We start from the raw sequence: 14,915 nt of genomic DNA on the forward strand, positions 1-14,915 counted from the left end.
AAGCGATGGAGAATGTGACAAGATCTGAAAGAGTCGTGGCTATCCGCTTTTACCCGGAAACTCCAAGCGCCGGGTGAAGTTTAGGCAGCAACAATGCTCTGTCTTCTGGAGTCAACCACACTACCCACGCGCATGCCGTGGCCACGGTCAACGTGAACAAGCCCATGGCGATCCAGCGCAACAGCATGGGGCCGGGCATCATGAAGTGAATCGCCCATCCCGTCGTCAGCACCGCAGCAGCCACCACGGCAAAGCCAAACCAGAAACGGCGGGCAAACGCGCCGTAAGGCTCGCCGATGATTTGGCACGAGGCCTTGATCACAAAATGATAACAACCCACGGCTTCACCGAGCGTCAGTCCCACAGGCACAGCCCAAATGCCCAGAGGTTTTATCAAGGCTGCGACCAGACCAATGCCTATAATTGCGGCGAAGAAGTAGCCAATCGCCTGGACTTTATGCCGGTTGGTTGCAGTAGCCACTGTCGAACTTGCAGCCCAAGGGGTTTGGAACGCCACTAAAACCAGGAACAGGCGCAACAGCATTGCATCAGGCTCAATACGGCCGCGGGTCCACATATTGATGATCTGAGGACCCTCGTACCAGATACTGGCAACCAGTGCCAGGGTAATGGCGCCGGTACCTGCGACGACCATGCGGTGAACTTTGCGCAGTTTTTCAAATTCACCCAGAGCTTCCATCCGGGCAAAATCAGGACAAAGGGCCAAGCTGATGCTGTACAGCCCCTGACGGATCACATCAATTACAGCTTTGGAAATGGAGAGCACAGCTACCGCCAACCCTCCCATCACTGCTGAGATCAAGAGAATACTGCCCTGGTAGGCGATCAAATTACCGACAAGGAGCAAGCAGAACAAAATGCTGGGATGAGTCAACTCTTTCAGGACTGAAAGCTTCGCTCCGGCAATCTCTGGAAAGAGGACGGGAAAGCGCCAGCGCACATCAAGAAGCACGAACAACGCGGTAATACCGACGGTCAGCACTTGCAGAAAGGCAATGCCAAGCATTCCTCCGCCAAAAAGCAGGACCAGCGCGGACAGCACCACTACAATTACCTGTTGCGTGTTTGCAATCCATTGTGAACGCGCCAGATTGCCCATGGTTTGATAGGTGGCAGTGATAAGGCGCATGGGCATCGTCCACATCACATAAGCGGCAAGCAAAATAATCACCAGTGTCGCAATGTTGGGCCGTGTTAGTTTCAATCCGATCCAATGCGGAATTGGTAAGAGCCATGCGATGCCAGCGACGAGCAGAGTAACAGTAATAGCAAGTACAACGTAGAAGGCCAGAGCCGTATGCTGTACAGACCGATATTCCTCAAGATTCTTTCGCGCATAGGCTTGGGTAAGCCGGTTGACTACCGCTTGTTGCATTCCGATGTCTAAACTGGATAGATAGCCCACAGCGGCAAAAAGCGCCACGTACTCCCCATACAAACTCGCCGACCAGTACCTTAAGAAAAGAGGAACCAGAACCAACGAACCCACTCGAGCAATGGAGTGCCCGAAAACGATCGCGTTAGCGGCATGGAAAATGCGGCGAAACATCACAAGCTCTTGATGGTTGCGATCAAAGCTGTTTTCAAAACTCCAGCATAATCGGACGAATCCCTGTCGCAGTTGCCTGCATAGAACTCGCCAGCTCTATTGACATCCTAAGCATTCCCGCAATATCTCTTTCCAAAACAGCTCCTGGCCTGTGTAGGAGGGGGGAGTGGTAATCTGCTGCTGGAAACTTCCAAGCAACAGATCTTCTTCGGGTAGCCGTCAGGAAAGACACTTTTGGGAAACTTAGGATGTCAATACAGCTAATCCCAACTACTTTCGAAAGATTGCCAGCACCGACGGGTCTATCAAATTCCGCAGCAGCAGTGAGCGAGGCTTCTGATCAGCAGCGCTGAGCAACGATACGAAAAGGCTGTTGCCATTATGTCGGATTGCCTCTACTGCCCGGCATTCATTGCAAGTGCCACCGTGAGGATGAGTGATTTTTCGGGCGATCTGCAACAGCCCAGGCTGGTATGGAAGATCAGCGATATGGCAGCGGAGCAACCGCGCTTCGCGGCGGCACGAGACATTTCCAGGTGCGAAGCAACGATGAGCGACGCGAAACATGGCTAAGTCGGGCTCCGAATCACCAATGGCCAGCGTTTCAGCAGTTGGCACCCCTACGAAAGCCAACAGCGAAAGAAGGCCTGTGCCTTTGTTGGTCTCTTTGGCGAGAATAGCCGTATCCAGTCCTGTGTGATGCACTTGAAGCCGGTCAGCCTTCAGGCCAGCCAACAAATCCTGAATTAGAAGATGAGGAAGCGGAATGGTTCCGCCGTTCTGGTAAGTGAACGCACGCAGCGAATATCTGTAATCGTCGTTCAGAAAAACACCGGGAATCCGTTGAAGAGCATTCCTAACTTCCTCTAGCTGCCGTAACGATTCCGGGCTTACTAGCGCAAGTTCCTGATCACTGACTGCATCCCAAACGATGCCTCCATACTCAGCCACACCACCCACAAAGCCGTATGATCGGCAATACTGCTTCACTTCTTGCAGCGTGCGGGCCGTATTTACAGCAATTGCAAATCCATGGGAATGGAGCAAGGAGACCGCTTTGATGCCTGCAGCCGTGGTGGAAGGGAAACCAAAAACCATTCTATCCAGCACGCCGTCAATATCTGTCACTACAAGAGGGGTAGACCAGCGAACTTCGCGTGGACGCCGACACAGCTTGCCGCATTCTCTAATAGTTTCCCTAACCATGAAATTCCAGGCGGAAACATATTGCCGATGAAATTCACTGCGCCGTGACAGAAGCCCGGAATTCTGCAGACCAAGTGTAGCCAGATTTTGGCCCCACATCCCTGCCAGCAGCTTATTGAGGAAAACCCGTTCCTCGACATTGACATCGCCGCTTTGCTTCGCATAGCTGCGGATGAGGTGCCCAGATTCCTCATCCGAAAGCTCAAATTGAAAAATTGCGTCAGCAAGATCATAGGCGGGATCGGTCATCCCAAGCTCGTTCTTTCCCTGGCAATGATGTTCGAAATCGGTCTTCATCAGCCTGGAGCCGGCGAAGATCCATTCACCGGGCGACATTTTGCTGTCAGTCATGACAGAAGCGGAACAGTTTTGATGTGACAGTTGGCGTTGAATTCGAGAGCGCTTTAAAGCAGCTACCATCCTCGAGTTGTAGGCCCGACTCAGAGAGTTCGCCAATATTTCGAAGCCCTTGTGACGACCTTCATTAGCCAAATCTGGCGTGGGATTGTTGCCAAAACTCAGGTCCCGCGTTCGCGCAGCAACATACGACGCAAGAGACTCGATCAACGATTCACGATCTTGAGCAACAACTTGCGGCAGTTCCCTTTTGGGAATCCACTCTGTGTATAGGACCCCGTCACGCAGGCCTAGTACCGGAGGAATGAAATTTGCCAGTTTTTCTCCGGCCACAAGTGCGTGGTAGCCCAGCCATCCCCACCCAACACTCTTGGCGAGCACATAGCGAACCTCGCTGTCACCGGCAGCATCGCTCAGATGCACTTCGTAAATCCGCTTGAGGCGTACGTCCACTCTCTCGGGTGACTCCGCTCGCCACCTCTGGTTCAATTCCTGTATCTTTGGGTCGAGATCGGAATTCGCCACAACGCGGACCTTTGCATAACCACGAGCTTTGAAATATTTCTCGAGCCAGGCTCCGACCACACTCGAATCGAGCAATCGTTGCTTGTAACGTTCTGCTGGCTCCAGGGTAATGACATTCATTTTTCGAAGAGACTGGAAAGTGTGTGAGTCTCTCCATTTGGGGAATGCGGGTTCCACTGGATTCAACACCACGATGTCTTCATCGGAAAAACCTGTCTGGCGAAGCAGTTCGATTGCATGAGCGAGAGTTTGTCCGGAATGAATTGATTCGTCAATAATCAGTACCCGTGCTTTCTTTTGTGCAGCCTGCCGAAGCGCAGCTTGCTCCCACAAAGCGAGAGCTTTTCTGGGACGAACCGCCAGCCAATCCGTCTCTTGAAGCCAATCGCTAAGATAAGCACACAGCAGCGGAGCTAAAAAAGATCCAGCGGTACGCAGCCCCATAACCATGGCGGGGCGTTTCCGTTCGGGGAAAGCTGTAACAAATTTTCGTCCCAGTTCAAGACAATCGAAAGGAGCAAAGTCTCGAGAGCGAAAAAAAGCAGGGACTTTGGGGCGACGGCTCCATAGAGATCGAGGAAATTTGGGGGGCAGCAAGCTTACTACCCGATTGCGCTCTTGCAAAAGAACAACATGGTCTGGCTTGGGGGCAATCAATGCGTGTCTTAGAAATTGAGTTACAGCGGCTCCCCATGCCTGTCTCCAGTGAAGTAGCCGAGACAACGATGCCGCGCGTAGCCGGCCCACACCATCAAACAGCTCTTTCACAGCGCGAACGCCAAGATTAGCGAATGGCAGGACATGGCCAATCTTGGAGAAATCGTAGATATTGCCTAGCAGGTGGTCGTCAATTGTGTCTGTTATCGTGCAAGCGAGCAGAAAAATATTCATGATTACTTCAGATCTCTGCCAGTTATCCTGCGCCTGGTCTAACTTGCTCAATTCTTCTGCGAGATGACCCACCACTTCCGAGACAGTAGGAAAGGCGTTGAGACACCAGGGATATTGACTATAGAAGTGGGCCTCCTCCGCTAGAAGCGTTGAAGGGAGTGGTTCACGGGCTTGCGAGACAAGTCTAATTTTTCCGCTCGCAGAACCTTCGCTTACCGCAACTCGAGCATGCTCTAGTACATGCAATCCGGGGTCTTGTGCACAGATAGCGGATTCTTCCAAGGAAAAGGTTCTGGAAAGATCAAAACCTACCTGGAGGCCATTAGCAACTTGCTCTTTAAATTTGTATGTTTTGTTCATGTGTTTTTGTTTCACATAAATTGTGATTGGATTACAGGCGTGAAGTGGAGATCAGTCCAGGACTCGACCAACAGAATCGCCCACACTGACGGCCTCAGCATCAGAGGCTGCTTGAGGCGTATTGATAATCTTTTTTCCCGAGCAGGTGATCCCGTTGATTCGTTTGAGAATTACCTCCAGCAGCTGCTCGTGGTCATCGAGGGAACTGAAGGTATGGTCCGATCGCGGGATGATGTCGAGTGTTACCTTGCCGAGTGCACACAAATGCTGTAGTTCGCTCCCTCCCGCCTTGCGTAACTCATCTAAAAGCGGATCACCTTGCGAACATAGGAAAGTCAGGCGGGCACCACGGTCCGTTAGCTGTCTTAAATTCACTTCAAACTCGGTGGCCTCGCGAGGTATCTCACTCTTGGACGTAAATTGGCGTTTTGCCTCTAGTCGCAGAACTTGCATAAGCTGACGGTAGTTTGCTCTACCTGTGAAAAACTTGTGCCAGCTCTTCAGGTTAAACAGGGCAAAATTCCAGTAGTAGTGGGCCGCTCTGCGATTGACCAAGTCAGCGTTTGCACTCCCATCCTCGTCTTCGGTAACCGGATAGTTAATCAGAACCGCGCCAACAGCTCGCGAGTCGCAACGAGCTGTCTCAAGCGAAATAAGCGCCCCTGAACATCCGCCCAGACAAACAAAGTGTTCGATACCTCTGGTTGACTTCAGGAAATCCATTGCATCTTGCGCTTCACGTATGGCACTTTTCTCAAACTGAAGATTGTCGTGACGTACTGCACTATCTCCAATCCCGGAAAAATCGAAGCGCAGGACTACAAAGCCTGCCGCGGCAAGTGCTCGTGCAATTTTCACGTAGATACGTCCCGGGCCAACTCGGTGCACGATTCCAGGATTGAGCAAGATCACGGCGGGCCTGAGATGATTCCCGACTGTAGTTGGTGGGTCGGTTACAACCCCCGCCAGGGATTTCTTTTCCCCAAAGAGAACCGCCTCTTCCTTCATAGGTCTGCTTTTTATGAATGCGTCTTTCATTAGTGCGTTTGGCAGTGCGTTTGGCATTGGTGCATTTGTGAAGTCCAGGAAACCACCGATTGCAGCACTTGATTAGGTACGAGCAAACTGCCATCAGTTGTTGGCAGCCAAATTTGGGAGGCTTCGAGACGCTGGTGCTCCAGCCTGGCCCCTATTCGACTCAGATGATCGTTCAAACTGTCTTCGCCAGTGGTTTGATCACTTTGAATTACGAGCACGTTCTTCGCGGGTTTATCGGCCAGCGTCAAAAGATTGATCTTTTCAAGTTCACTACACAGAAAATTGGACAGAGGAAAGCCCAGGATATCAATGTGTCCTTGAGAGTTTCGATCACGCTTGGGTTTAGGGCGAAATCGCAGCATCTCTTTTTGCAGAAAAATCAGCTTTTCAAGATAGCTCTTTCCGTCCACAATCGGATCCCAGAGAACTAAGCTCTCGATATCACCTCGCTGGGCCCCGGCTATGGCTGATAGAGCTCCGCCGAGCCGAAGTCCAACTACACATACCTGAGTCAAACCTGCTCTGTACCTGACCTCAGAAATGGCCATCGAGATGTTCTCCAGCCATTGAGAAACCCTTCCCGCTTCGCTGCTACCCGAGGAGTCGCCACAGCCGTAGTAATCGAACCGCAAAACGGGAAACCCGGCGTCGGATAGGCGCGCCGCCAATTGCCGAAGGGCCCGGTGACTGTTGATATATTCGTGTCCTACTGGCTGACATATAAGGACCGCACACTTTCGGCTGCGCTCTGATGGCGGCTCATGATAGCAACCGAAAAGCGCCTTATTAGGCGGACCGAAATAGAGGGGCAGCATGGACCTGACAGGCTTCATTGCTGCTGTAATCGCTCTCTACAACTTGCCGCGAACTGCCCAAGGGTTTGGAAGGCAAGTTCTTTAGGCTTCATGCGCAGGCCGAGTTCCTTCTCGAGCCGGGCAACCACCTGTGTAGCTAAGAGTGAGTGGCCTCCAAGATCAAAAAAATTGTCATAGATACTCACCCGCTGAACTTGAAGAACGTCAGTCCATACTTCTGCCAACATCTGCTCGATAGGATCGTTAAGTTCCTCGATAGCTTCTTTGGAGTCAAACTCCGTACTATCGGGAGCAGGAAGCGCGCGCCGATCTAACTTGCCATTGGGCGTTAGCGGGAACCGCTGGAGCGAGCAAAGTAGCGGAACCATGTAGCCCGGTAACTTCTCTTTCAAGAAGTTGCGGATGTCGTCGAGTGCCGAGAGCTGCTCTTGCGCCAACACAACATAAGCGACCAGGCGCGGACCGCCCGCAAGATCTTCGCGAACGATCACGCAAGCATCAGAAACCGCGCGATGCTCACGCAACACCGACTCGACTTCACCCAGTTCGATTCGGAATCCACGAATTTTTACCTGATTATCTATGCGCCCGAGACATTCAATATTCCCATCCGCCCGGTAACGTGCCAAGTCGCCTGTTCTGTAGAGACGTGCACCCGATTCACCACTGAACGGATTCAAGATGAACTTCTCAGCATCCAATTCGGGACGATTCAGGTAGCCCCGCGCCAAGCCATCACCACCGATATAGAGCTCCCCAATAATGCCAGACGGCACAGGCTGCAGGTTGCGATCCAGTACGTAGGTTTCGGTGTTGGCGATGGGACGCCCAATGAGAATAGGTCCTTCCGGAGATGTGATGCGATGGACAGTGGACCAGACTGTAGTTTCCGTCGGGCCGTACATGTTCCAGACTGAGGATGCTTTCGCAATCAGTTGCTCGGCTAGTTCTCGCGGCATAGCCTCACCGCCGCAGAGAATCTTCAAACTTCCCTTCCCCGGCCACCCGGATTCCAGCAACAGTTTCCAGGTAGAGGGCGTCGCCTGCATCGCTGTGATCTTATGGTCATCCAGCATCTTCCACAATTGATGCCCGTCTGACGAAGCTTCGCGGCTGGCAAGCACGCAACGGGCGCCTACCGTCAGAGGCAGATAAAGTTCAAGGGCAGCAATATCAAACGATATCGTCGTGACTGCCAGGAGAGAATCTTGCTGCGTAAGTCCTGGTCGGGATTGCATGGATGCCAGAAAGTTCACGAGCGCGCGATGAGAGATCTGAACTCCTTTGGGCCGACCCGTTGATCCCGAAGTGTAGATTACGTACGCCAGATTTTGTGATTCAACATTCATCGACGGGTTTTCTCTGCTCTCTTGAGAAATCACCGGCCAATCGCGGTCCACACAGATTAGCTGCCCGGTAAAACCAATCACCTTCAACCCCAAGGTCTGCGTCGTAATCAAGAATCGGAGTCCAGAATCATCCATCATGAACTCAAGACGTGCTGCGGGGTAAGCTGGATCGAGCGGCACGTAAGCTCCGCCTGCCTTCAAGATGGCCAGCAATCCTACGATCATCTCAATGGATCGCTCCATGCAGATGCCGACCAGCACTTCAGGACCCACGCCCAATTTGCGAAGATAATGTGCAAGCTGATCGGCACGAGCATTCAGTTCGCTGTAACTCAATTGCTCCTGTTCGTAGATGAGCGCGGTGGCATCGGGTGTCCGCTCCGCTTGCGTCTCAATGAGCTCATGCAGGCAGGTGTTCTTTGGATAATCAGTCCGTGCATTGTTCCATTGAACCAGAATTTGGTTTCGCTCGGCGTCGGTCAATAGCGGCAAGTCTGCGATATGACTTTCCGGAGCCGCTGCTGCAGCCGTAAGCAGCGTCTGCCAATGTCCGATCATTCGTGTAATGGTTGCGTCATCGAACAAGTCGGGGTTATAGATGATGGGACCGAAAACGCTATCACCGCGATCATCAACCACAACCACCAGATCAAGCTTTGAACCTCCGTTACAGATTTCCTCTGTCACCAGCTCCCATCCAGCAGCGATGTTCGGCAGCTTAGGCTGCTGCGAAATCACTACTTGAAACAACGGATTACGGCTGGGATCAGGTCTATGTTGGATCTCCTTCACAACGTGGACAAAGGGCACATCTTCATGGGCCAGTGCGTCCAGAACTACTCCTCGCACACGTGACTGCAGCTCTCGAAAAGTCGGATTGCCTGAAAGGTTGACGCGCAGCGGCAGCGGATTCACAAAGTAACCTAGCAGCGGTTCAAGTTCAGCCAGCTTACGGCCGGCACTGAAGCTGCCTAGAATGATGTCGTCCTGGCCAGTATAGCGATGGAGCAGCGCGGCTAACCCTGCCAGCAAAGTCATGTAGAACGACGTTCCCTGCTGATGGCTGATGCTCCTGAGCGTCTCAACCAAACCTATAGGTAGCATGAATCTTTGAGTTGCGCCGCGATGCGTTTCGACCGGCGGCCGCGGATGGTCGTTCGGCCACTGCAGCACCGGAAGCTCACCCGTCAACTGTTTGCACCAGTATGCTGTGTGTTCCGACCAAGCTTCTGGCATCAGTTTTTTCTGCTGCCAGTTAGCAAAGTCTGCATATTGAATGCTAAGTTCAGGCAGGGGTGAGGGCTTGCCAGCCGCAAAGGCTTCATAGAGTGTGGTCAGCTCAGGAAGCAAGACTCGGTAAACTGTTGTCGCATCGAAAATAATTTGGTGAACAGTCATGTAGAGACGATGCTGTTCATCATCCATATGCACCAGCAGAGCCCGCACCAATGGACCCGTTTTCAAGTCAAACGGACGCCGCGCATCTATTGTCGCCAGACGTTTGGCTTCAGCTTCGCGCTCTGCTACCGGAAACCTGCGCAAGTCTGCTACCGGCACTGGAAACGCTTTTGGAACTGGATGTATGGTCTGTACAGGCTGGCCAGCTACGACGTCAAAAGTCGTCCGCCAGATCTCATGGCGCCGAATGATTTCAAGCAAGCACCGCTCGATCACTGTTACATCGAGCGGTCCCTGGCGGCGGATCGTTATGGGCTCGTTATAGAACGGTATGTCGCTCGCCATCTGCCCATGGAGCCACACTTGCTGTTGAGAAAAAGAAAGGGGGGCAAGCTCTCCAGAAGGACGAGGGCTGATGCGAGCCTCTTCCACCTTATTCCTTCCCAGTTCACTGCTTAAATATTTTTGGAGAAGGCGGCGTTTGGCCTCAGAAAGCTCCGTAGCGGGAGACTTCAGTTGGTTTTCGTACTCGTTGATTGTTGTTTCATTCACGGTCAAATCCTCGGAAACGCAAGACACTGGAGTTCGGGTCGAATACTGGCTCGATACTCTGAGCAATTCTGCACGGCCTGCTCAACTGACTCCGGGGTCATCCTGCTCTTCCCGCCAAAATAGGGGCATGATCAAGGGTTGAAAGGAACTTCACTTCAGAAATGCGTTGCGCTGGATCGGCGCTTACGTTTTCCAGTAATCGCTGGAGGTGCTCTAACATGCGGCTAATGGTTTCAGCCTCGAACAGGTCCGTGTTGAATTGGACACGGCCCATCATGCCGCCTGGCCTGTCAATGAAGGCTAGGTACAAATCCCAAGGAGTCCCACCGCTCTCAATATCCATAGAAGTTACGCTCCACTCCAGGTCCAATTGCGGCATGGGCGGCTGAAGTGAAATCCCGACTGGAAAGAAAAGATTGCGGCTGGGATCGGGTTCTATTTTTAGCTCTTGCGCCAAGAACTCAAGCTGCACGTCGTCGTTTGAGATAGCTTCGAGGATCAATCTCTGGCTTTGTCGCAACAACTCGCGAAAAGTTGGGTTGCCCGTCAGGTCGAAGCGAATTGCAACTGGGTTGAGGAAGTAACCCAGCAGTTTCTGCACTTCGGTTCGTTTCCGGCCAGAGGGGGAAAGAGTCCCCACGATGATATCTTCCTGTTGTGTATAGCAATACAACAAGGTTGCAAAAGCGGCCAGCAAGGTCGTGAATAGGGTAACGCCTTCCTTCTGGCTCAATGCTTTCACAGCTTCACCGAGCTGCTTAGGCATAGCGAACGGACTGATCGTTCCACGAAACATTTCCTTGGGCGGCCGGTCGCGGTCGTTAGGCCAGTTTAGTACGGGAAGCTCTCCCGCAAGCTGCTTACTCCAGTAGGCGACTTGTCTCGACAGCTCTTCTCCTTGCAACCATTGCCGCTGCCAATAGGCATAGTCGCCAAATTGCACCGCCAAATTACGCAATGGCGAGGACCGGCCGGAAGAATAGGCGTTGTACAACACCGCCAGTTCCGACGGAAACACTTGATATACTGAGACCCCGTCCACGATACTCAAGTGCGCACACAAAAATAACCGGTACTCGAAATCATCCATCCTGATCAGCCTTGCCCGCAGCAATGGGCCTTCTTTCAAATCAAATGGTTGCCGGACCATCTCGCCAATTAGCCGCCGAGCTTCCGCCTCTCGCCTTGAGCTGGTAGGCAGGCTTCGCAGGTCGAGCATTGGCAATCGGACTTCCTCAGAGGGCGAGCGAACCAATTGGACGGGCTGGCCGTTACGGATGTCATAGCTGGTCCGCCAGATTTCGTGCCGTCGAATGATTTCAGCGAAGCAGCGCTCCAAAATGGGAACATCGAGCTGGCCTGTCATACGGAGAGTAATGCATTCGTTGTAAAGCGGAGGAATGCCCTGCGTACTTCTTTCGCGCAACCAAAGTTGCTCCTGGGACAACGAAAGAGGCGCAGGCTCGCCTGAAGGCCGCGAAACAATCGCAGACATCGGAGTAGCCATCGGTGCTGCGTCATAGCGAAGATATTTTTCCAACAGTCTGCGCTTTACCTCGGAAAGAGGGGCTACATCTGGCATAGGGGACATTTCACTTTTATCCATTGGGAAGCCTTTCTGAACGCTGCCTTGGGATGAAATCACCGCCGGCTCCTAGCTATCGAAACGGATCGGCAACTTCGTCAAACCCCTTAATCCCAGGTTCGTTCGCCAGACGAGTGGCTCTGGCTCGAGGGTCCAATTGGGGAATCGGCGCAGCATCAGTTCAAAGGCAGTTTGACCTTCGATCCGAGCCAGTGCAGCACCGAAGCAAAAATGCGCCGCCCAACCGAATGCAACGTGCCGGTTGTCGGTGCGGGTGATGTCCAGGCGGTCGGGATCAGGAAATCTCTCCGGATCGCGGTTCGCTGCAGCCATCACCGCAATCACGGCTTGGCGCTTTTGAATCCGCTTTCCGCCGAGGATAGTATCTTCCGGAGCGAGGCGTGCGGTATGCTGACTGGGGCTTTCGTAGCGCAGCATTTCCTCGACCGCGGAAGGAACTAACGAGAGGTCAGAACGAAGCTTTTCGAGCTGACCGAGGTTTCGCAACAACGAGAGGACGCCATTGCCGATAAGATTTGTCGTGGTTTCCTGGCCTCCTACCATTGTGACGATGCAGTTTGCAATCACTTCTTCTTCACTCAGCCGGTCGCCTTCAATTTCCGCGTTCATTAAAGAGCTCACAAGGCCGCCGCGTGGATGCAGACTTTGTTCATGCATGGCGGAACGGAAGTAGGCAGTCATCTCCTGCACGCTTTTTAGAATTCGTGGCACTCGATCGGGATTGTGCTGAAAATTACCCAGCATCTCAGCAAAATCCTGCGACCATAGCTTCAACTGCTCATAATCTTCCACGGGAACACCGAGCATTTCAGCGGTCACGATGCAGGGCAGAGGTTCAGCCAGATCAGCAATCACATCCATACGGCCCGTGGCCTGCACTTTATCCAGCAGGCTATTGGTAACGTCGTGGATGTGGGCCCGCAAGACCTCGACCCGCGCCGGTGAAAAAGCTTGGGCCGCAAGGCTGCGCAATCGCGTATGGTTCGGCGCATCCAGGAAAAGCATCTGCTTGACCATGACCTGCGCGATCGGATTCAACGACGCCAGGCCCATGGCAGTAAGTTGCTCTGGTGTGGGAGTGCGTTCTGCAGAGTAATGGTGCAGAACATGGACTACGTCCTTGTACCGAGTCACAACCCAGGCATGCAAGAAGGGATCCCAATGCACCGGGTCTTCGGTTCGAAGCCGATGGAAAAGCGGATAAGGATTGGCGAGAACCTCAGGATCAAGTAGGTGGTAGAGGCTCAGAGAGCCACTCAACTCGGTGGAGGCAAGGCAAGTTTGAGCTTGTGCTGTCATTTGATTCGCCTTAGGTGCAGGCCGACGCAGAGGCGGCCAGGAGACGCTGAGCTTCGGCCTCGCTCATGGCTTCCAACTTGGCAACGAGGAGCATTTCGACCTGTGCGGAAAGCCTGGCAACTGTCGGAGCATCGAACAAGGTCCGCAGCGTGAGCTCGATGCCGAATGCATCGCGCACTCGAGCAATCAGTTGCGTGCCCAGCAGAGAGTGCCCACCAAGAAGAAAGAAATTGTCTTCCATGCTGACTTTATCCAAGCCGAGCAACGGCGCCAGGATCGCTGCCAGCCGCTCCTCAATAGGATTACGCGGCGCCACGAACACATTGTCGCGCAATGTGTTTTCCGCATTTGGGGCGGGCAAGGCGGCGCGATCCACTTTGCCACTCGGGTTCAAAGGCATGGCCTCCAATTTCACAAATGTTGCCGGAACCAAATACTCGGGCAGACGTCCGGCAAGAAAGTTGCGCATCTCCGTGTGTGTAGACTGGGCCCTCGGAGCCGGAACGAAGTATGCCACTAGGCGCTTGTCGCCCGGGGCGACCTCACGCGCCACCACAATGCTTGATTGCACGGCCGGGTGCTCGTCCAGAGCTTTTACAATTTCTGCCGGCTCGATGCGAAAACCTCGAATCTTAATTTGTTCATCTACCCGACCGAGAAATGCGATCTGACCATCTGGCAAATAACGAGCCAAATCGCCAGTCTTATAGAGACGCGCGCCCATCTCGGGACTGAAGGGATCAAGAATGAATCGCTCTGCGGTCAAATCGGGCCGATTCCGGTACCCTCGTGCTACGCTTGGGCCCCCAATATAAATTTCTCCAGCTTCGCCATCCGGAACCTGCTGCATATTTTCATTCAGGATATGGATTTGGAGGTTGTCAATTGGACGGCCAATCGTTGGCAATCGGTCCGGATGCTCGATGGGAAGCACCGTTCCTGAGGTCGCGACTACGGTGCACTCGGTAGGACCGTAATTATTCACCAATTGGAATCGCAGCTTTCGCGGAGGATAGTGGTGGAGCGTATCAGCACCGGTCAGCATCGTGCGCAGGCTAGTCTTCGCCGGCCACTCCAGCGTCATGAGACGTTCAGCTAAAGGCGTAGCCAGAAAGCTGATGGTGATCCCTTGAGAAACAATCCAATCGCGGATTGCTTCAGGCTGATCGGTTGTAACGCCATCAGGTAGATGGATGCTCGCTCCAGCAACGAGATAAGGCCAAAGCTCCCAAACGGCAGCATCGAAACCCAAAGCCGATAGTTGGCTCGCCCTGTCGGCCGGGGTCACCCTGAACGCGCGCTGGTGCCAGCGCACCAGATTGAGCAGGCCGCCGTGGGTGACCTCAACACCTTTCGGTTGGCCAGTTGACCCGGAAGTATATATAAGATAGGCCAAATCTTTCATTTTGGCTTTGAGGATGGCCGGTTCGGCTGTGTGAATGGGAGCGAATTGCCCCTGAGGATCCAAAACAACAACGCGCTCTGGGCGTTCAGATAGTGTGTCGAGCATGCACTGACCGGTCACCAGGACTGGAGCTTGTGCATCCTTCAGCAAAAATGTTAAACGCTCTTTCGGATAGCTTGGGTCTAATGGGAGGTATGCACCGCCTGCTTTGAAGATAGCCAAAGCCGCCACAATCATCGCGGGAGAACGATTCAGGTAGATTCCCACGACGACATCGGGACCCACGCCGAGCGTATGCAGAAAATGGGCCAATCGATCAGCCCGTTGATCAAGCTCTTTGTAGGTCAGTGACAGATTCCCGTGCGTCACGGCAACCGCATTTGGCGTTGTCGCGGCCTGAGCAGCCACCAATTGTGGAACACACTCGTACTGCAAATCATCTCGCTGGATCCCGTTCCCCAGCTCCGGGATTTGCTGATCAGTATCTATCACAGATGACTGATTCGGTAATGAACTTGCGAAAGTTGCGCACATATCATTTGTC

Annotated in this window: 8 protein-coding genes; all 8 read right to left on the reverse strand. The window is 53.1% G+C overall.

All coding sequences use genetic code 11. The annotated features are described in order from the left end of the window. Nucleotides 1-49: 49 nt before the first annotated feature. The 8 genes from VK738_09590 to VK738_09625 all read right to left on the reverse strand — a co-directional run bounded on the left by VK738_09590 (nucleotide 50) and on the right by VK738_09625 (nucleotide 14,863). Nucleotides 50-1,501 (reverse strand): lipopolysaccharide biosynthesis protein, encoded by a 1,452-nt coding sequence (locus VK738_09590; protein HTD22893.1) that lies wholly within the window; start codon nucleotides 1,499-1,501, stop codon nucleotides 50-52. 339 nt (nucleotides 1,502-1,840) lie between these two features. Next, entirely contained in the window at nucleotides 1,841-4,909 is a 3,069-nt protein-coding gene (locus tag VK738_09595) for an HAD hydrolase family protein (protein ID HTD22894.1), read from the reverse strand. Between the two features lie 51 nt (nucleotides 4,910-4,960). Further along, complete coding sequence (locus VK738_09600; protein HTD22895.1) at nucleotides 4,961-5,917, reverse strand: alpha/beta fold hydrolase; 957 nt, start codon at nucleotides 5,915-5,917, stop codon at nucleotides 4,961-4,963. Nucleotides 5,918-5,946: 29 nt separating this feature from the next. Next, the gene (locus VK738_09605; GenBank protein ID HTD22896.1) at nucleotides 5,947-6,780 is read right to left on the reverse strand and encodes an alpha/beta fold hydrolase; all 834 of its coding nucleotides are present in this window, start codon (nucleotides 6,778-6,780) and stop codon (nucleotides 5,947-5,949) included. Further along, a complete protein-coding gene (locus VK738_09610) occupies nucleotides 6,777-10,061 on the reverse strand; it encodes an amino acid adenylation domain-containing protein (protein ID HTD22897.1) in 3,285 nt (1,094 codons plus the stop codon). Before VK738_09610 ends, VK738_09605 begins: the two co-directional genes overlap by 4 nt. 97 nt (nucleotides 10,062-10,158) lie before the next feature. Next, on the reverse strand, nucleotides 10,159-11,652 hold the full coding sequence (locus VK738_09615) for a condensation domain-containing protein (protein HTD22898.1): 1,494 nt from the start codon (nucleotides 11,650-11,652) through the stop codon (nucleotides 10,159-10,161). Nucleotides 11,653-11,715: 63 nt separating this feature from the next. Continuing rightward, on the reverse strand, nucleotides 11,716-12,966 hold the full coding sequence (locus tag VK738_09620) for a cytochrome P450 (protein ID HTD22899.1): 1,251 nt from the start codon (nucleotides 12,964-12,966) through the stop codon (nucleotides 11,716-11,718). Between the two features lie 10 nt (nucleotides 12,967-12,976). Next, the gene (locus tag VK738_09625; GenBank protein HTD22900.1) at nucleotides 12,977-14,863 is read right to left on the reverse strand and encodes a non-ribosomal peptide synthetase; all 1,887 of its coding nucleotides are present in this window, start codon (nucleotides 14,861-14,863) and stop codon (nucleotides 12,977-12,979) included. Nucleotides 14,864-14,915: the final 52 nt, after the last annotated feature.

It is taken from the genome of Terriglobales bacterium (assembly GCA_035487355.1).
GTDB lineage: Bacteria > Acidobacteriota > Terriglobia > Terriglobales > Acidobacteriaceae > QIAW01.

What these genes read in the sequence shown, in the direction of transcription:
- VK738_09595 (HTD22894.1), bottom strand. Translation starts at nt 4,909, where the DNA reads ATGAACAAAACATACAAATTTAAAGAGCAAGTTGCTAATGGCCTCCAG.
- VK738_09600 (HTD22895.1), bottom strand. Translation starts at nt 5,917, where the DNA reads ATGAAGGAAGAGGCGGTTCTCTTTGGGGAAAAGAAATCCCTGGCGGGG.
- VK738_09605 (HTD22896.1), bottom strand. Translation starts at nt 6,780, where the DNA reads ATGAAGCCTGTCAGGTCCATGCTGCCCCTCTATTTCGGTCCGCCTAAT.
- VK738_09615 (HTD22898.1), bottom strand. Translation starts at nt 11,652, where the DNA reads ATGTCCCCTATGCCAGATGTAGCCCCTCTTTCCGAGGTAAAGCGCAGA.
- VK738_09620 (HTD22899.1), bottom strand. Translation starts at nt 12,966, where the DNA reads ATGACAGCACAAGCTCAAACTTGCCTTGCCTCCACCGAGTTGAGTGGC.